Annotated in this window: 14 protein-coding genes; 6 read left to right on the top strand and 8 right to left on the bottom strand. The window is 65.8% G+C overall.

The features are described 5' to 3' along the window. Positions 1 to 24 precede the first annotated feature (24 nt). Positions 25 to 1,266: a dipeptidase gene (locus AC5P88_RS16035; RefSeq protein WP_495225496.1), complete on the bottom strand. Its 1,242-nt coding sequence runs from the start codon at positions 1,264 to 1,266 to the stop codon at positions 25 to 27. Between the two features lie 154 nt (positions 1,267 to 1,420). Between AC5P88_RS16035 and AC5P88_RS16030 the strand changes: the two genes are divergently transcribed. Both AC5P88_RS16030 and AC5P88_RS16025 read left to right on the top strand, forming a co-directional pair. Beyond that, positions 1,421 to 2,236 carry a protein klaA gene (locus tag AC5P88_RS16030; RefSeq protein WP_495225495.1) on the top strand — a complete coding sequence of 272 codons (816 nt, stop codon included), beginning with the start codon at positions 1,421 to 1,423 and terminating at the stop codon, positions 2,234 to 2,236. Next, positions 2,233 to 3,117: a hypothetical protein gene (locus tag AC5P88_RS16025; RefSeq protein ID WP_495225494.1), complete on the top strand. Its 885-nt coding sequence runs from the start codon at positions 2,233 to 2,235 to the stop codon at positions 3,115 to 3,117. Before AC5P88_RS16030 ends, AC5P88_RS16025 begins: the two co-directional genes overlap by 4 nt. Positions 3,118 to 3,157: 40 nt before the next feature. On the opposite strand, the gene AC5P88_RS16020 is transcribed toward AC5P88_RS16025, so the two are convergent. Beyond that, a complete protein-coding gene (locus tag AC5P88_RS16020; RefSeq protein WP_010487449.1) occupies positions 3,158 to 4,327 on the bottom strand; it encodes a class I SAM-dependent rRNA methyltransferase in 1,170 nt (389 codons plus the stop codon). Positions 4,328 to 4,710: 383 nt separating this feature from the next. Here AC5P88_RS16020 and AC5P88_RS16015 point away from each other — a divergent pair, with 383 nt between their 5' ends. Together AC5P88_RS16015 and AC5P88_RS16010 are read left to right on the top strand one after the other, a co-directional pair. Beyond that, complete coding sequence (locus AC5P88_RS16015; protein WP_010487446.1) at positions 4,711 to 5,673, top strand: TerC family protein; 963 nt, start codon at positions 4,711 to 4,713, stop codon at positions 5,671 to 5,673. Between the two features lie 106 nt (positions 5,674 to 5,779). Then, positions 5,780 to 6,550 carry a rhomboid family intramembrane serine protease gene (locus AC5P88_RS16010; RefSeq protein ID WP_106549145.1) on the top strand — a complete coding sequence of 257 codons (771 nt, stop codon included), beginning with the start codon at positions 5,780 to 5,782 and terminating at the stop codon, positions 6,548 to 6,550. Positions 6,551 to 6,699: 149 nt separating this feature from the next. Here AC5P88_RS16010 and AC5P88_RS16005 read toward each other — a convergent pair whose 3' ends face one another. The 6 genes from AC5P88_RS16005 to rpmH all read right to left on the bottom strand — a co-directional run bounded on the left by AC5P88_RS16005 (position 6,700) and on the right by rpmH (position 14,513). Then, a complete protein-coding gene (locus AC5P88_RS16005) occupies positions 6,700 to 7,815 on the bottom strand; it encodes a glycerophosphodiester phosphodiesterase (protein ID WP_495225492.1) in 1,116 nt (371 codons plus the stop codon). Between the two features lie 149 nt (positions 7,816 to 7,964). After that, entirely contained in the window at positions 7,965 to 9,314 is a 1,350-nt protein-coding gene (mnmE, locus tag AC5P88_RS16000; RefSeq protein WP_495225491.1) for a tRNA uridine-5-carboxymethylaminomethyl(34) synthesis GTPase MnmE, read from the bottom strand. A 3-nt stretch (positions 9,315 to 9,317) separates the two neighbouring features. Continuing rightward, entirely contained in the window at positions 9,318 to 11,990 is a 2,673-nt protein-coding gene (locus tag AC5P88_RS15995; protein ID WP_286074610.1) for a polysaccharide deacetylase family protein, read from the bottom strand. Between the two features lie 167 nt (positions 11,991 to 12,157). Next, positions 12,158 to 13,873 (bottom strand): membrane protein insertase YidC, encoded by a 1,716-nt coding sequence (yidC, locus tag AC5P88_RS15990; RefSeq protein WP_106549149.1) that lies wholly within the window; start codon positions 13,871 to 13,873, stop codon positions 12,158 to 12,160. After that, a complete protein-coding gene (rnpA, locus tag AC5P88_RS15985) occupies positions 13,873 to 14,367 on the bottom strand; it encodes a ribonuclease P protein component (RefSeq protein ID WP_006479316.1) in 495 nt (164 codons plus the stop codon). Before rnpA ends, yidC begins: the two co-directional genes overlap by 1 nt. A gap of 5 nt (positions 14,368 to 14,372) precedes the next feature. Continuing rightward, positions 14,373 to 14,513 carry a 50S ribosomal protein L34 gene (gene rpmH, locus AC5P88_RS15980; RefSeq protein ID WP_005411729.1) on the bottom strand — a complete coding sequence of 47 codons (141 nt, stop codon included), beginning with the start codon at positions 14,511 to 14,513 and terminating at the stop codon, positions 14,373 to 14,375. A gap of 255 nt (positions 14,514 to 14,768) precedes the next feature. On the opposite strand from rpmH, the gene dnaA reads away from it, so the two are divergent. Both dnaA and dnaN read left to right on the top strand, forming a co-directional pair. Beyond that, entirely contained in the window at positions 14,769 to 16,100 is a 1,332-nt protein-coding gene (dnaA, locus tag AC5P88_RS15975; protein WP_057495961.1) for a chromosomal replication initiator protein DnaA, read from the top strand. A 275-nt stretch (positions 16,101 to 16,375) separates the two neighbouring features. Next, positions 16,376 to 17,476 (top strand): DNA polymerase III subunit beta, encoded by a 1,101-nt coding sequence (dnaN, locus tag AC5P88_RS15970; protein WP_005411731.1) that lies wholly within the window; start codon positions 16,376 to 16,378, stop codon positions 17,474 to 17,476. Positions 17,477 to 17,635 lie beyond the last annotated feature (159 nt).

Genomic DNA, 17,635 nt, shown 5'->3' with positions numbered 1-17,635 from the left:
GCGACCGGCACTACCGCAGGGCGGTCAACCGCCCTGCTTTGCCGCGTAATCCTGCGCCTGGCGCATCACCCGCAGCAGGTTGCCGCCCCAGATGCCGGCAATCTGCTGCTCGGTGTAACCCTTGCGCAGCAGCCAAGCGGTGATCTTCGGCAGCTGGCTGACATCGGGCAGGTCGCTCAGGCCACCGCCGCCATCCCAATCCAGGCCGATGCCCACATGTTCCGGGCCGACCACCTTGAGGATGTGCTCGAAGTGGGCGAAGAAGTCGTCCAGGCTGGCGTGGCCCACCGGGTGCTCATGGTCCAGCGCCTGCTCGGCCTTCAGCAGCGCGACGCCCTGCTCGATGCCCATCCCTTCCCAGCCGCCCAGCTGCTTGCTCAGCGCTTCCTCGGCCTGCTTGCGCTCGGGCGTCTTCGCGGTGTCGATCAGGTAACCGCCATAGGCATTCACCTGGATCACGCCACCGGCCTTGGCCAGCTTGCGCAGGCGCGCGTCGTCGAGGTTGCGCGGGTGGTCGTAGGTCGCCTTCGCCGAGCTGTGCGAGAGCACGAACGGCACCGGCATCATCGCCAGCAGGTCATCGAACACCGCGTCCGACGCATGCGACTGGTCGATCACGATGCCCAGCTTCACCGCTTGCCGCACCAGGTCCTTGCCGGCCGGGCTCAGGCCTTTCCATTCCGCGCCCTTGGGGTCGGTGGCCGAATCGGCGAACTCGTTGTTGGCGAAATGCACGGTGCTGAGCAGGCGCAGGCCAGCACGGTGGTAGAACGACAGCAGGCTCGGGTCAGCCACCAGCGGGCTGGCATTTTCCATGCTGATGTAGACCACGCGCTTGCCGGCGGCCTTGATGCGCGCGGCATCATCGGCGGTCAGCGCCAGTGCGAAGCGCTCGGGATTGGCGGCCAGCATTTCGCGGATTTCCATCAGGCGCTGCAGGCCGTGGTCGCGTTCGGCAAGATGCGCAGTGGCGCTACGATCACCCTGGTCGGTATAGATCGCCCAGAAGCCACCGTCCAGCGCACCCTCCACCATGCGCGGATAGTCCACCTGCGACAGCGCGTTGCGGTCGTGGCGCTGTTCGATGTCGAAGCCAGTGCGGCCGAAATTGGCCGGCGTATCCAGATGGCTGTCGAGGGTGACCAGGCGCTGCTGCAGTGCCTTGGCGCGGGCCAGCTCCTGCGCGCTGAACTCGATGGCATGGGCGGACAACGGGGCGCACAGCGCCAGGGTAAGCAACAAAGACAGGCGACGCAGCGATGGCATGGACTCTCACCGGCAAGGAGAAGAACCCGACCATAGCGCTGTGTCGGCAACCACCGGTAGTGCCGGGGGAACCCGCGCACTCCATTACACTCGGCGGCAGCCGCTATCGATGACGGCAGCCCACCGGCTGCGTCGCCCCTGAAACGGAATTCCGATGTCCCATTCCGCCCCGCCCCCCCTTCCTACCACGAACCCTGCGCCTGAGAGTGCGCCGCTCAGCGTCGAACAGCTCAAGCGCGATGTGCTGCCGGTCCTGTTCGCCGGGCGCATCGACATCGGCCGCTATGGCCCGGCCGAACTGGCCAGCGCCAGTGCGGAGCCTGCCTGGCAGGATGGCAGCGCCAACGCGCTGGCCAAGGCACTGGCTGAGCTGGTCAGTCGCCTCTCCGAACACGACCCCAACGCATTGCTGGAACGTGCCAGCTGGTGGGATCGGTTCACCGGTGCCGATATCGAGCGGCGGCTTCGCCGGCGCATCGCGCTGGGCGGCAACGGTGACGTGCTGTCCGAGATCGAGCACCAGGCGGCAGCGGTGCGCAGCAGCGTCGACCGCTTGAATGCGCAACTCGACGAGCATGATGCACAGGGTGCACGCCTGCAGATCTACATCGATGCGGGGGTGCAGTTCCTGCAGGAACTGCCAGCAGACAACGGCGCCGTGGACGATCCGCTGGTGCTGGACCGCCCCGTGGAACGCCTGCAGCGGCGCGTGGCCAACCTGACCGCGCTGCTGGCCAGCCACTCGATGAGCCGCATCCAGGTGCAGCTGGCACGCAACCACGCCATTGAACTGCTCGACCGCTACTGCGAGACCGTGCAGATCCTTGTGCCGATCTGGCGCCAGACCATCCAGTCGCTGCAGAACAGCGACAACGCCAGCCCGCAGATGGTCGCGCGTGCGGCACAGGCCCAGGACCAGCTGAAACAGGCCCTGCAGCAGCTGCTTCGTGCTTCCGGAGAACCCGCATGATCACGTCCCGGCCCGATCCACTGAAGGTGCCAGCAGAGCTGCAGCAGCGGGTCGAAGCGGTTTCCGGCCTGCGCGCGCTGTATCGCCGGGGTTCGTTCGCACGCACCGTGGGCCTGGCCTGTTTCGCGGTGCTGCCGCCGGTCGGGCTGCTGGCGATGATCTGCCTGGAGGGGTTGACCGGCCGGCCACCATCGGCACACGTGCCGAGCGGCTACGGCAATGATCCATCGTCGCTGGCTCTCTCGCTGGTGGCCTACCTGATCATCGTGGGTGGATTCCTGACCTGGATGGGCTTCGGGCTGCGCAATGTGCTGCTCAACCGGGGTGTCCGCCAGTTCACCTTCTCCTTCCTGATCGGCGGCTTGGTCCTGGTGGGCATGCTGGGCGCCAGTGGCATCACCAGCCCCGACTTCAGCCGCTCGGAGGCAGCGCTGGGCGAGGGTGTGCCCCTGCAGATCGACAAACTCCGGGCACTCGTGGAGGATCCCCGGTTCTCCGGATTCAGCCCGCAATGGCAGGGCTATCTGGAGGCGCAGCTTGCGTTGGGCAGGCCCTCGCGGCCGTTGAACAGCATCGGCCAGGCGATTGCCCGCGGAGAGGATATCGGCATCGCGATTCCCACGGCGATGCGCGCGCGCTTTGAAACCAAGGCCGGGGTTCCCCACTCGGAACGCAGCCAGCGTTGGCTGCATGCACATCGGCTGCAGATGGCGGTGCTGGATGTCTTCGGGACCGTGGCGGCCTGGTCGCTGCTGCTGCTCGTGGTACTGGGCATCGGCCTGACCACACTGGGTTACCACGTGCGCGGCCGGGCCCGGGTGATCAACGGCCTGCTGCAGCAACTTCAGCAGCCGCCCCCGCAGGCCAGCGCACAACCGTGAGGTGCTGCCGGCGAGCGACCGGCAACACCAAAGCCTTGGATCAATCCACCACGCGGCAGAACACGGCCTTCAGGTAACGCGATTCCTGCACATGGGCCATGAACGGATGGTCCGGGCCGGCGCCGGCCACCTTCAGGATCTGGATGGTGCGGCCGGAGAAATAGGCCGCGCGGCGCAGCATGTCGAGGAACTGGTCCTCGGCCACCAGGCCGGTGCACGAGAACGTGGCAAACAGGCCACCCGGCTTGACCACGCCCAGCGCCAGCTTGTTCATGTCCAGGTACTTCTTCAGCGCGGTGATCACCTGGTCGCGGTCGCGGGTCATCTTCGCCGGGTCCAGGATCACCACGTCGTACTGCTCGCCGCGGTTGGCGGCATCGCGCAGCCACGGGAAGATGTCGGACTGGACGAACTTCGGGCGCACGTTGTTCAGGCGCGAATTGCCCTTGGCGATCTGGATGACGTCTTCATCGATGTCGATGCCGACCACTTCCGAAGCGCCACGCGCCGCCGCATACACGGCGAAACCGCCGGTGTTGCAGCACAGGTCCAGCACGCTCTTGCCTTCCACCTGCTGGCTCAACCACTCGCGGTTCTCGCGCTGGTCGGCGAAGAAACCGGTCTTGTGTGCACCGGCGGGATCGGCGCGGAACTTGATGCCGTACTCGGTGATCACCGACGCTTCGGTGGTGGTGTTGCCGTGGAAGTCGAAGCTTTCCTGCTTCTGCACGTGCTCGTCGGCAAAGCTGTGGAAGCGGCAACCCGGGAACTGCTCGCGCAGCGCGTCGTAGATCCACTCGCGGTGGCGGAACATGCCGGCGGCGAAGAACTCGACCACCACCAGGTCGCCGTAGCGGTCGACCACCAGGCCGGACAGGCCGTCGCCTTCGCTGTGCACCACGCGCCAGGCGTCGGACACCGCGTCCAGCTTCAGCACCTCACGGCGCAGCGACACCGCCTGGGCGATCTTCCGCGAGAACCAGCCGGCATCGACCGGCACGTTCTGGTCGGTTTCAAGGATGCGCACGGCAATGCGCGAGTGCCCGTTGTAGAACCCGCGGCCAATGAACTCACCATCGATGCCGACCACGTCGACGATGGAACCGGGCTTGGGCCGGACGGTCGGCTTCTCGACCAGTTTCTGGAAGATCCACGGGTGGCTGGAACGCCACGCATTCTTGAGGCGGACAATCGGAAGGGGGGTATTCATCCACCTATTGTAAACCGGGCACCGTGGTCAGATCCCCGCAGGGGCTCTGACCACGGCCGGCATGCCAACCAATGTTGGCGTCTGCCAGGGAGGCGCGGGAACGGGGGTCGGAGCCCCTTTGGGGATCCGACCCCTGCCCCGGGGCATTTGACGGCGGCCCGGCCAGGCGGCAGAATCGGCGCCAGAAGGGGAGTAGCTCCCAGACGTTGTCGCCGTCATTTCGAGCCCGCAGGCTCCGGTGCAACGGCAGTTCCAGCCGACTGGAACTGCGAGCGAGACCTTCGCCGTACTGGCGAAGCTCTGTCCCTGGATCCCCCTCCCGATCCTCCGTTGCAGATCCTCGCCGTCCGGCCTGGCATTCATCTTTCCAACGGACATTCCCAATGCAGACGATCGGTAACGTGTGGTTGTGGGGCGGCTTCGCAGCGGTGGTGGTCATCGCCCTGCTGGTCGACCTCGTGTTGATGCGCCATGGTGGACCGCACAAGGTCACTTTCAAGGAGGCCCTGTGGTGGTCGATCGGCTGGGTCGCGCTGGCCCTGCTGTTCAATGCCGGCCTCTGGTACTACCTGAATGAGACCGCCGGCCAGGTGGTGGCCAACAAGGTCGGCCTCGAATTCCTGACCGGTTACCTGGTCGAGAAGGCGCTGGCGGTCGACAACATCTTTGTCTTCCTGATGATCATGAGCTACTTCGCGGTGCCGGAGGAGCAGCGCCAGAAGGTGCTGATCATCGGCATCCTGGGTGCGATCGTGCTGCGTACGATCATGATCTTCGCTGGCAGCGTGCTGATCAGCCAGTTCCATTGGCTGCTCTACGTATTCGGCGCCTTCCTGCTCTTCACCGGCTGGAAGATGTGGTTCGCCGCCGGCCAGGAGCCGGACCTGGAGACCAATCCGGCGCTGCGATGGATGCGCAAGCACCTGCGCCTGCTGCCGGACTACGCCGGCAACGCGCTGAGCGTGAAGCGCGATGGCGTGCGCTGGTTCACCCCGCTGTTCGCGGTGCTGATCCTGATCGCGGTCACCGACGTGATCTTCGCGGTGGACAGCATCCCGGCGATCTTCGCGATCACCACCGACCCGTTCATCGTGCTCACCTCCAACGTGTTCGCGGTGCTGGGCCTGCGCGCGATGTTCTTCCTGCTGGCCGGCATGGCCGACCGCTTCCACCTGCTGCCGTACGGGCTGGCGCTGGTGCTGGGCTTCATCGGCATCAAGATGATGATCATCGACCTGTTCAAGATCCCGACCCCGGTGTCGCTGGGCGTGGTCGCGGTGATCATCGCCGCCACCGTGGTGCTGAGCCTGAAGTACCCGCCGAAGGAAGGCGAAGGCCAGGCCTGAGCCTGACCCGTTCAACGGCGCGGCCGGTGGGATTGTCCCGCCGGCCGTTTCCACTCTCCCGCAGCGGTGGCCTTGGTTTCGCGCCAGTCACCGCCATTGCTGAGGTATGGACAACAACGCGCCCCTGCCCGCCGGCGACGTGCCGGCCCCCCGCAATGACCGCTCGCGCATCCTGCGGGCGTTCAATGCCAGCCTGGCCGCCGTGCTGGTGCTGGTGGCCGTGTTCGCCCTGCAGGGCACCTTCGACTGGCGGCCCTGGGCCGTGGCGCCACTGGAAGCGAAGGGCCTGCTCGGCCTGATCGGTGGCCCGATGCTGCATGCCTCGGTCGAGCATATCGCCGCCAACAGCATCGCCATCCTGATCCTGGGCACCCTGGCCGGCAGCGTGTATCCGAAAGCCACCGTACGCGCGCTGCCCCTGCTATGGCTGGGCTCGGGCCTCGGTGCGTGGATGCTGGGCAACCCCGGCAGCGTGCACCTGGGCGCCAGTGGCGTGACCCATGGCCTGATGTTCCTGCTGGCCAGCCTGGGCCTGCTGCGCCGCGACCGCGCGGCAATCGCCACCGGCCTGATCGGCATGCTGTTCTACGGCGGCATGCTGATGACCATCCTGCCGCACGCCGACGGCGTGTCCTGGCAGTCGCACATGGGCGGCGCCTTCGCCGGCATCATCGCCGCGCTGCTGTTCCGCAACGCCGACCCGCTGCCGCCGCGCCAGCGCTACAGCTGGGAAGACGAAGAGGACGAGGTCGAGCCGCTGGCCGACGACGAGCTGGAGCCGCCGTCACCGCAGCGCGTGCCGGTGCTGTGGCAGCCGCGCGAAGGCCAGGACTACGTGGTGATCCCGTTCCGCCGCCCGGACGACCCGCGCGGTTGAAGGATCTGCAATGGGTGGGTGCCGACCCTGGTCGGCACGATCGCTCAGCCTTCATGACCTCTACCGTCGTGTGCCAACCAAGGTTGGCACCTACCAGAGCACGCCGTTACCCCTGGTAGCGCCGGGCCATGCCCGGCGGCATTGGCCGGTCAGTCCGCCGCGTTGCCCACCGCGCCCATTCCATCCACCGCCTGCCGGCCCAGCGCCGGGTCATCGGTGAAGAACGCATCGATGCCGGTGGCCAGGTAGGCACGCATTTCGGCGATCGATCCCTCGGCATTGCGCGCGTTGTCAGCACCCTTGCGCAGGTTGCTGGCCTGGAAATGGTTCTCCGGGCGGAACGTATACGGAATCACCATCAGCCCCACTGCGTGCGCATCGCGCACCAGCGAGGTCGGCGTGCCCAGTGCGCCCTTGGCGTCCAGCGGAATGATCGAGCGCAGCTCCGGACCGATGCTGTCGGCGTAGCTGGCGATGTCCTTCAGCCCGGCCGGGGTCATCATCTGCGCGTAGGTCAGCTTTCCACCGGCCTTGGCGATGTCGGCCGGCTGGGTATCGCCCTTCCACAACAACTGCAGCAGGCGGATGTTGCTGCCACGCGGGATCCTGCCGCGCAGGTAACGCAGGTTGGCGGTCTCGAACGACTGGATGGTGACCGGGCCGACGTTGGTATAGGCGTTGCCACGCAGCGCGGCCAGCAGCGTGTCTTCCATCGGCAGGCCGATCGACTGGAAGTAGGTCGGGTGCTTGATCTCCGGCACCAGGCCGATGCCGCGGTTGGCGCGGCCGGCCTGCTGCACCAGGAACGCGAGGATCTCGTCCAGGCTGGCGATGCGGAACTGGCCGTCGTAGGCGGTGCTGCGCAGTTCCGGCAGGCGCTCCCGCGCGTACAGGGTCTTCAGCTCGGCCAGGGTGAAGTCTTCGGTGAACCAGCCATCGACCTTCTGCCCGTCGATGACCTTGCTGATGCGGCGGCTGGCGAACTCCGGATGCGAGGCCACGTCGGTGGTGCCGCTGATCTCGTTCTCGTGGCGGGCCACCATCACCCCGTCCCTGGTCATCACCAGGTCCGGCTCGATGTAGTCGGCGCCATCGGCGATCGCCTGCGCATAGGCCGCCAGAGTGTGTTCCGGCAACAGCGCGCTTGCGCCGCGGTGGCCGTAGACGGACACCTTGTGCGCGGCCGGGGTGGAGGATTCAGCACTCATGGCCACCGATGGTGCCACGGCCAGCGACAACAGCAACGCACAACCCCACGACTTCACTGCGACTTCCCCAAGCGGTATGTGATGGGCGTCAGTATGCGGCGGCAATGTGACAGGCGGGGGAAGCGCGGGGTCGGATCCCCGAAGGGGCTCCGACCCCATGGCGGAACCGTGCAGGGTCAGAGCCCCTTTGGGGATCTGACCCCGTGTTACTTCCCGATGCAGAAGCTGGAGAAGATCCGTCCCAGCAGATCATCGGCACTCATCTGGCCGGTGATCTCGCCCAGCGCATCATGCGCCAGACGCAGTTCCTCGGCGGCCAGTTCCAGGTGTTCGTGCGCCAGCTCGCCATCGGCGCGCTGCGCGTGTTCCTGTGCGCGTTCGATCGCATCCACGTGGCGGGTGCGTGCGGAGAACTCGCCGTCCACCTGCTCCCCTGCCCCGGCCGAGGCGATGCTGCGCAGGCGCGCGTGCAGGTCCTCCAAGCCGGCGCCGGTCGCGGCCGAGACGAATACGCGGTCCGGGTCGTCCAGCGCGGGCAACGCATCCAGCAGGTCCGACTTGTTATGGATGTAGACCTTATGCGGCACCGCCGCCACGGCATCGCCCAGCGCGGCTTCACCGGCTGCAGGATCGCGCGCATCCAGCACGATCAGCGCCAGATCGGTGCGCTCGATCTCCACGTGGGCGCGGCGCATGCCTTCGCGCTCGATGGCGTCGCCGCCGTCGCGCAGGCCGGCGGTGTCGACCAGGGTCAGTTCCAGGCCATCCAGGCGGATGGTTTCGCGCAACGTGTCACGGGTGGTGCCGGCGATGTCGGTGACGATGGCGCGTTCGCTGCCGGCCAGTGCGTTCAGCAGTGAGCTCTTGCCGGCATTCGGTGGACCGATCAGCACCGCATGCAGGCCATCGCGCAGGCGACGGCCACGCTCGGCGTCGCGGCGCAGCAGGGCCAGATCACTGCGCGCCAGCTCCAGCCCGCGGCGCACCTGTGCACCACCGAGCGTATCCAGCGGTTCGTCGGCAAAGTCGATGGCCGCTTCCACATGGATGCGCAGCAGCACCAGCTGCTCGACCACGGCGTCGATGCGCCGCGAGAACACGCCATCCAGCGAACGGCGCGCGGCGCGTGCGGCGCGGTTGTCGCCGGCGGCGATCAGGTCGGCGATGGCCTCGGCCTGGGCCAGGTCGAGCTTGCCGTTGAGGAACGCGCGTTCGCTGAACTCACCCGGCCGTGCCTGGCGGGCGCCCAGCGCGATGCAGCGCGCGACCAGTTGCTGCAGCAGCACCGGGCTGCCATGGCCCTGCAGTTCCACCACTTCCTCGCCGGTGAAGCTGTTCGGCGCCGGGAACCACAGCACGATGCCATCGTCGATCACCTCATCGTCGGCATCGCGCAGGCGTGCGTAGTGCGCATGGCGCGGGCGCAGCGTGGGCGCACCCAGCGCGTTGGCGATGGCCGCCGCGCGCGGGCCAGACAGGCGCAGCAGGCCGACACCGCCAGCGCCCGGTGCGCTGGCAATGGCGACGATGGTGTCAGTGCGAAAGGTATCGTCCATCGCTCAGAGCTTCTCCAGCTGCGTGCGTGCCTGCGCGGCTCCGCTGCCCTGCGGCTGCAGCGCCAGGTAGGTGGTGTAGGCCTGCTTCGCCTTGGTCTTGTCGCCCGCGTTGAAGTAGGCGTCGCCCAGGTTGAGATAGGCCACGGCACGCGAGGGGTCGATCTTCAGCGTGTTCTCCAGCCAGCGTGCGGCTTCGGCGTAGCGCTGCTGGCGGTAATAGACGAAGCCGAGGTTGTTGGCAGCCTGGGCGAAGTCCGGACGCAGCTTCAGCGCCTCGGTGAACTGCGCCACCGCCTCGTCGTACTGCTTCTCGCGGTACAGCTGCAGGCCACGGTCATTGGCCTGCTGCGCGCGCTGGCGATCCGACGCCGGGCCGGCGGTAGGCACCACCAGCTTGGCCTTGCCGCCCTGCAGGTCGGCCACGGTCACCGGTGCCTGGCTGCCCTTGGCTTCGCTGGCAGCCTCGACCTTGTTGTTCAGTGCGATCGCATCGGCAGTCAGCTGGCGCGTATCGGCATTGAGGAACTCCTGGCTGTCCGGCACCTGGAACACGAACTCCCCGCCCTGCGAACCGGGCAGGCTGCCGAAGGCCGGCGTCTGGTGCGAAACGGCCGAGACGGCCGGCGCCACGTAGGCGGCCAGTTCGGTACCCGTGATCAGGCCATCGCCGTTGAGGTCGCCCTTGCCGGCCAGCGCCTGCAGCAGTACCCACGTAAACACCGAATGGCCATTGGGGCCGGCGTCGGCCACCTGCTGGTCGGCGCCGCCGGCGGTCAGCATCTGGCGCGCGCTGCGGCGTGCGTTCTCGCGCAGGAACGACGACGACGAAGGGCCGCCACGGGTCAGGCCCAGGCCGCTGTAGCAGGCATCCATCACGAACATCACATGCTTGGCCTGCATGCTCTCGGCGATGTTCTGGATGTCGGTCATCGCGATGGCGTCGGTGGCGAATTCCTTCGGGTCCGAATCCACTGGAATGATGTAGCCGAGGTCGCGTCCGGAGGCGAGCTGGCGGGTGGCACCATGGCCGGCGAAGAACACGAACACGCGGTCGTTCTTTCCGGTGCGGTCATCGGCCAGGCGGTCGTGGAAGGCGGCCAGGATGTTGTTGCGGGTGGCCTGCTCGTTCTTCAACACGATCACCTGCGAGGACGGGAAGCCGAACTGCCCGGTCAATGTGTCGGCCACTGCCTGCGCGTCATGGCTGGCGTACTCCAGCTTCGGCCACTTGGCGTAGTTGTCGATGCCGACCACGATGGCCCACGACTTCTCGTAGCCGGTGGTGACGGTGGCGGCACCGGTGTCGCCCTTGCGCGCGCGGGCAACGGTGAAGTCGCGGCCGTTCCAGCCTGCGAACTGGTAACCATCGGCAATCAGGCGGTCGAGGATCTGCGGCAGCGCCTTCACCGCACGATCGTGGATGTCGTGGAACAGGATGATGCCGCGCTGTTCCTTGTTCACCTGGTCGAGCACGCGCTGCACGATCGACTCCGGCACCGGATCGGCCCAGTCCATCGAGTCGATGTTCCACATGATCGATTTCAGGCCGGCCTCGTTGAGCAGCTGCAGGCCTTCGGCGTTGCGCGCGCCATAAGGGAAGCGGAACAGCGGTGCACGCTTGCTGTCGACATCCTTCAGCAGCGTGTCGGTGTCCAGCACCTGCTGGCGCAGCGCATCACCGGTGGTGCGCGAGAGCTGGGCGTGGGTCAGGCTGTGGTTGCCCACCGCATAGCCCTCCTCCATCAGATTGCGACTGATCTTCGCCATCGGGCCAAGGCTGACCTTGCCATCGGCTTCCACCTTGCCCAGGTTCCGGCCCACTTCGAAGAACACGCCCGGCACGTCGTAGCGCTTGAGGATGGCCACCACTTCATCGGTATAGGCCTTGTGCGGGCCATCGTCGAAGGTCAGCACCACGGTCTTGGCCGGCAGGTCGCGGCCGAAGATCTCGCGGTCGCTGTCCTTCATCGACATCGGGTACGGCTCGATCACGCCGTAGTCGCGCAGGATCGCTTCGCGGCTGTAGTCCTTGTGCAGGTGGGCGATGTAGTCCTCCCACTTCTCGCGCTTGAGCTCGATGGCGCGGGTGCGCTCGAAGCGGCTGAAGATGCGGGTCAGTTCCTGGTTGTAGTTGCGTTCGATCTCATCGAGCGCTTCCAGGTCCTCGCCGATGCGCTGGTGCAGCTTCACTGCCGGCAGCGAAGAGTCGGTGCCGACGCGCTCATGCAGATCGCGCAGCACTTCGCGGAAAGCCAGGCGGTCGGCGTCGAACAGTTCCGGCGCCGACTCGATGTAGTCCAGCACGGTGCCGAGGGTGGCGAAGCGCTGGGGGCTGGAACCACGCAGCAGCGTATCGAACTGTGCGGCGATCGCCGTGCGCTGTTCCAGCCCATCGTGGAACAGCTGCTGGCCCACGCGCGTGGAGGTACCGCGGTCGGCGGCCGACTGCTGTTCCTCGTCGGCCAGCAGCACGATGATCCGGCGGTACCCGTCGAGCTGCTTCTGCAGCGCAGCCAGCAACGGTGCGGCGGCCGGATCGGCAGCAGCAGCCGCCTGCGCGCTGGGCTGGGTGACGGTGGCCGCCGGTGCCTTCGCGTCCTTGTCACCACAGCCGGCAACGACCAGGGTGAGCAGCAGCGAAGGCAGGAACAGGCGGAACGACGACGCACGCAGCATGGCGGACTCGGAAGTGGGAGGAACGGTATGCGGGGAATTCTAACGCCGCATGCGAAAAGCCCGCCTTGCGGCGGGCTTTCGCGTCGATCGGGGCGGTAGAGTCGACTGTTAGCCGACTGCTCCATCCCCAACGCCAGTCGACTAACAGTCGACTCTACAGGTCGGCGTTACTTCTTCTTGACCGGGGCCGGGGCGGTGGTGGCCGGGACCGGGTCGCCGCCATGGCGCTTGGTCATCCACCACTGCTGCAGCAGGCCCAGGCCGCCGTTGACCACCCAGTACAGGACCAGGCCGGACGGCATGAAGGCCATCATGACGCCGAACACCAGCGGCATGAACTGCATCATCTTCTGCTGCATCGGGTCCATGCCCGGTGCCGGGGTCAGCTTCTGGGTGAACCACATCACCGCCACGTTGATGACCGGCAGGATGAAGTACGGGTCGCGTGCGGTCAGGTCCTGGATCCAGCCCAGCCACGGCGCCTGGCGCAGTTCGACCGACTCGACCAGCACCCAGTACAGGGCGAAGAAGATCGGCATCTGGATGAGGATCGGCAGGCAGCCGCCCATCGGATTGATCTTTTCCTTCTTGTACAGCTCCATCATCGCGGTCTGGAACTTCTGGCGGTCATCGCCATAGCGTTCCTTCAGCTGCGCGATGCGCGGCTGGAAGCGACGCATCTTGGCGCCGCTCTTGTACTGCACGGCCGACAGCGGGTACAGCACCAGCTTCAGCAGCACCACCAGGCCGACAATCGCCCAGCCCCAGTTGCCGACCAGCTTGTGCACCTGGTTCAGCACCCAGAACAGGCCCTGGCCGATCACCGCCATCATCGAGAAGCGGCTGTAGTCGACCACGCGGTCCAGGCCCGGCACGTCTTCCTTGGCGATCAGGTTGACCAGCTTCGGGCCGACCCACAGGCGGGCTTCGGTGCTGGTCGACTGGCCCGGGGCCACGGTGAAGGCCGGGCCACGCGCCTCGATCAGGTCACGACCGGCCACCTGCGACAGCACGTAGTGCGCGGTCTGGTCCTTCTGCGGGATCCAGGCGGTGAAGAAGTGGTGCTGCAGCATCGCCAGCCAGCCGCCGGTGATGTTCTGGTTCAGCGTGCCGTCTTCCAGGTAGTCCTTGAACGCACGACGCTGGTACTTCTTGTCGTTGTCGTACCAGGTGGCGCCGTTGAAGCTGAACGAATCCGGGTTGGTCATGCTCCGCGACAGGATGGTCGGGGTGCGGTCCAGGGTGCGGTAGACGTAGCCGTTCCACGGCGCGGCGCCGGCATTGCTGACTTCGTCCTTGAAGCGCACGGCGTACTCGTTGCGCGAGACGGTCAGGGTGCGCTTGATGGTCACGCCGTTGTCGGCGGTCCACACGAACGGGATCTGCAGCTCGTTCTGGCCCTTGGCCAGCACGAAGTCCTTGGTGTCACCGACCAGCTTGAAGCCGTCAGCGCCGGGAACCGGGGTGTTCTTGTCTTCGCTGGCCCAGCCACTGATCGCGCTGTATGGATGCGCGGGGTCTTCGGTCAGCAGGCGAACCGGCGGGCTGCCTTCGTCCTTGGTCTGCGGGAACTGCAGCAGCTCGGCATCGAGCACGCGGCCGCCGTCCAGTACCAGGCGCAGCACGTCGGTGGTGACGGTCACGCGCTGGCTGGCGGGGGTGGCGCTGGCCTGGGGCTGCACAGCGGCCTGGCCCGGGGCACCCGGGACCTGCGCGCTGGGGATGCTGCCCGGGGTCGCGCCCGGAACACTCTGTGCAGCAGCCGGGGCCGACGTGGTCGTCGGTGCCGGGGTCGGAGCAGCCTTTTCACGGCTCCACTCCATCCACAGCAGCACGGCCACCATCAGCCAGGCAAAAATGAGGAATACGCGGGTCTGGTTCATCAGCGGACAGGCTCGGCGGGGCCGGGACGCGATGCCGGCTCGGTCAAAGAAGGAGTTGCGATGCCATCAGGCGGCGGCATTGTGCCGTCCACGCCCGGCGTGGGCAATGCACGCAGGCGACGCAGCAGGCGCAGGAAGGCCTGGCGGATCTCGTCGTTGCTGGCGGAACGCGCAGCACTACGAGCCACGACGACAAAGTCGCCTGGCTGGATTTCGGTACGTGTCTGACGCAGGATGTCGCGCAGGACGCGCTTGATCCGGTTACGCCCGACGGCGTTCGGATCAACCTTGCGGGAAACCGCCAGACCCAGCCTGGCCGGCCGGTCAGCCGGCAGCCAGTGCAGGGTCATCAGCGGATCGGACACACGGCGGGCGCCGTTGAAGACCGTTGAATATTCGGCACGCGTGCGAACCCGCGCAGAGCGAGGGAATCGCTTGCGCGGGTCTGCAGTATTCACTGTCGAAGGGATTGCGTCTGCCGCGAGGTGCGGCATGGCAATCAGGCGCTCAGGACTTTGCGGCCCTTGGCGCGGCGACGCGACAGGATCTTGCGGCCGTCAGCGGTCTTCATACGGGCACGGAAGCCGTGGTCGCGCTTACGCTTGAGGTTGCTGGGCTGGTAGGTGCGCTTCGTGGCCATTGGGGGCCTCTCGTATGAATGGGACGGAAAGAACCGGAAATTCTAGAGAGGTACCCCGGCCCAAGTCAACCCCTGGCAGCTACGCGAATTCACTGGGCTGTGCAATAGCTGTGGATGTTTTTGTGAATAAGTAGGGGACAAGCATTCCGAAGGCGGGCGCTCGGTGGTAGTCTGAGCCATCCATTTCCCCCCTTTCCGGCCTGTGTTTGGGCGCCTTGTCGCGTCCATGCCCCGGCCACCGGACGATTATTGCTGATGGATGCTTGGTCCCGTAGTCTCGAGCGCCTCGAAGCGGAGTTCCCGCCGGAAGACGTTCATACCTGGTTGAAGCCGCTGCAGGCCGATCTGCGCGTGGACAGCCTGGTGCTGTATGCACCGAATGCCTTCATCGTCGACCAGGTTCGCGAGCTGTATCTGGCCCGGATCCGCGAACTGCTGGCGCATTTCGCCGGCTTCAGCGACGTTTTTCTTGAAATCGGCTCGCGCCCGCGCCCTGTGGAGGCGCAGAACGCGCCGGTTTCCACGCCATCGGCGCAAGTTTCCAGCGAACCGCAGGTGCCGTTTGCCGGCAATCTGGACAATCACTACACGTTCGCCAACTTCGTTGAAGGCCGCAGCAATCAGCTGGGCCTGGCCGCCGCCTTCCAGGCAGCGCAGAAGCCGGGCGACCGCGCGCACAATCCGCTGCTGCTGTACGGAGGCACCGGCCTGGGCAAGACCCACCTGATGTTCGCCGCCGGCAACGCCATGCGCCAGGCCAATCCAGGCGCAAAAGTGCTGTACCTGCGTTCGGAACAGTTCTTCAGCGCGATGATCCGGGCCCTGCAGGAAAAGACCATGGATCAGTTCAAGCGCCAGTTCCAGCAGGTGGACGCGCTGCTGATCGATGACATCCAGTTCTTCGCCGGCAAGGACCGCACCCAGGAAGAGTTCTTCCACACCTTCAACGCGTTGTTCGATGGCAAGCAGCAGATCATCCTGACCTGTGACCGCTATCCGCGCGAAGTCGAGGGCCTGGAAGCGCGCCTGAAGTCGCGGCTTGCCTGGGGCCTGTCGGTCGCGATCGAACCGCCGGACTTCGAGACCCGCGCCGCGATCGTGCTGGCCAAGGCACGCGAACGCGGTGCCGAGATTCCCGATGATGTTGCGTTCCTGATCGCCAAGAAGATGCGCTCCAACGTGCGCGACCTCGAGGGCGCGCTCAATACCCTGACCGCCCGCGCCAATTTCACCGGCCGCGCGATCACCACCGAATTCGCCCAGGAAACCCTGCGCGACCTGCTGCGCGCCCAGCAGCAGGCGATCAGCATTCCCAACATCCAGAAAACCGTTGCCGACTACTACGGCCTGCAGATCAAGGATCTGCTGTCGAAGCGTCGGACCCGCTCGCTGGCCCGCCCCCGCCAGGTCGCCATGGCCCTGACCAAGGAACTGACCGAGCACAGCCTGCCCGAGATCGGCGATGCCTTTGCCGGTCGCGATCACACCACGGTGCTGCACGCCTGCCGCCAGATCCGCACCCTGATGGAAACCGACGGCAAGCTCCGCGAGGACTGGGACAAGCTGATCCGGAAGCTGAGCGAATGATGCACGGATGCCGATGAGGCGTCATCGCACAAAACGGTGCAGAATCCGGTAGCAAGCGCGGGACACGTTGTGGATAAAAATGGCGTTTGAAATCGCGCTGAATTTATCCACAGCTTTCCCCACCCCCTGGGGGTCGGTAATACAGAGGGTTTCGAGGTTAGAAATTCTTTTATTTACAACGACTTAGCGTTGTTTTCCAGCGATTCTGTCTCTACCAGCACCACCAAGCTTTTGATTTATTCCACATTTTTTAAAGCATAGGGGCACGGAACCACATGCGTTTCACACTGCAGCGCGAAGCCTTTCTCAAGCCGTTGGCACAGGTCGTCAACGTGGTCGAACGCCGCCAGACCCTTCCGGTTCTGGCCAATTTCCTGGTCCAGGTGCAGAACGGCCAGCTGTCGCTGACCGGTACCGACCTGGAAGTGGAGATGGTGTCGCGGATCGCGGTTGAAGACGCCCAGGACGGCGAAACCACCATTCCCGCCCGCAAGCTGTTCGAGATCATCCGCGCCCTGCCTGATGGCAGCCGGATCACCGTCTCGCAGACCGGTGACAAGATCACCGTGCAGGCCGGGCGCAGCCGCTTCACCCTGGCAACCCTGCCCTCGAACGACTTCCCGTCGGTGGATGAAGTGGAAGCCACCGAGCGCGTGGCCATTGGCGAAGCGACCCTGAAGGAACTGATCGAACGCACCGCGTTCGCGATGGCCCAGCAGGACGTGCGCTACTACCTCAACGGCCTGCTGTTCGATCTGCGCGGCGATGCCCTGCGGACCGTTGCGACCGACGGCCATCGCCTGGCCCTGTGTGAAACCGACCTGGCCAAGCCCAGCGGTTCCAAGCGCCAGATCATCGTGCCGCGAAAGGGCGTGACCGAACTGCAGCGCCTGCTGGAAAGCGGCGATCGCGAGATCGAACTGGAAGTCGGCCGCAGCCATGTCCGCGTGAAGCGCGACGATGTCACCTTCACCTCGAAGCTGATCGACGGTCGCTTCCCGGATTACGAAGCGGTGATCCCGATCGGTGCCGACCGCGAAGTGAAGGTGGATCGCGAAGCCCTGCGCGCCTCGCTGCAGCGTGCCGCGATTCTGTCCAACGAGAAGTACCGCGGCATCCGCGTGGAAGTCTCGCCGGGCAACCTGAAGATCAGTGCTCACAACCCGGAGCAGGAAGAAGCCCAGGAAGAGATCGAGGCCGACACCACGGTCAGCGATCTGGCCATTGGCTTCAATGTGAACTACCTGCTGGATGCCCTGTCCGCGCTGCGCGACGAAGAAGTCATCATCCAGCTGCGCGACTCCAACTCCTCCGCGCTGGTGCGTGAATCCAGCAGCGAGAAGTCGCGTCACGTAGTCATGCCGCTGCGTCTCTGACAACAGCGCTGTTCCACGTGGAACCGAACGACGCCCGGGATCTTCCCGGGCGTTTTTTTTTTTTTGTTCCACGTGGAGCATTGGATCGGGTTGCCGAGCGGCCTCCGTTTGGACGGACGTCATCCTCCTTGCTCGTCCCCTCTTTCGCTCTGCCTTCAG

The organism is Stenotrophomonas sp. YJH_SMC_8 (genome assembly GCF_059371315.1).
This window is presented reverse-complemented; position numbering and strand designations above follow the sequence as displayed.

What these genes read in the sequence shown, in the direction of transcription:
- AC5P88_RS16035 (WP_495225496.1), bottom strand. Translation starts at nt 1,266, where the DNA reads ATGCCATCGCTGCGTCGCCTGTCTTTGTTGCTTACCCTGGCGCTGTGC.
- AC5P88_RS16030 (WP_495225495.1), top strand. Translation starts at nt 1,421, where the DNA reads ATGTCCCATTCCGCCCCGCCCCCCCTTCCTACCACGAACCCTGCGCCT.
- AC5P88_RS16025 (WP_495225494.1), top strand. Translation starts at nt 2,233, where the DNA reads ATGATCACGTCCCGGCCCGATCCACTGAAGGTGCCAGCAGAGCTGCAG.
- AC5P88_RS16020 (WP_010487449.1), bottom strand. Translation starts at nt 4,327, where the DNA reads ATGAATACCCCCCTTCCGATTGTCCGCCTCAAGAATGCGTGGCGTTCC.
- AC5P88_RS16015 (WP_010487446.1), top strand. Translation starts at nt 4,711, where the DNA reads ATGCAGACGATCGGTAACGTGTGGTTGTGGGGCGGCTTCGCAGCGGTG.
- AC5P88_RS16010 (WP_106549145.1), top strand. Translation starts at nt 5,780, where the DNA reads ATGGACAACAACGCGCCCCTGCCCGCCGGCGACGTGCCGGCCCCCCGC.
- mnmE (WP_495225491.1), bottom strand. Translation starts at nt 9,314, where the DNA reads ATGGACGATACCTTTCGCACTGACACCATCGTCGCCATTGCCAGCGCA.
- AC5P88_RS15995 (WP_286074610.1), bottom strand. Translation starts at nt 11,990, where the DNA reads ATGCTGCGTGCGTCGTCGTTCCGCCTGTTCCTGCCTTCGCTGCTGCTC.
- yidC (WP_106549149.1), bottom strand. Translation starts at nt 13,873, where the DNA reads ATGAACCAGACCCGCGTATTCCTCATTTTTGCCTGGCTGATGGTGGCC.
- rnpA (WP_006479316.1), bottom strand. Translation starts at nt 14,367, where the DNA reads ATGCCGCACCTCGCGGCAGACGCAATCCCTTCGACAGTGAATACTGCA.
- rpmH (WP_005411729.1), bottom strand. Translation starts at nt 14,513, where the DNA reads ATGGCCACGAAGCGCACCTACCAGCCCAGCAACCTCAAGCGTAAGCGC.
- dnaA (WP_057495961.1), top strand. Translation starts at nt 14,769, where the DNA reads ATGGATGCTTGGTCCCGTAGTCTCGAGCGCCTCGAAGCGGAGTTCCCG.
- dnaN (WP_005411731.1), top strand. Translation starts at nt 16,376, where the DNA reads ATGCGTTTCACACTGCAGCGCGAAGCCTTTCTCAAGCCGTTGGCACAG.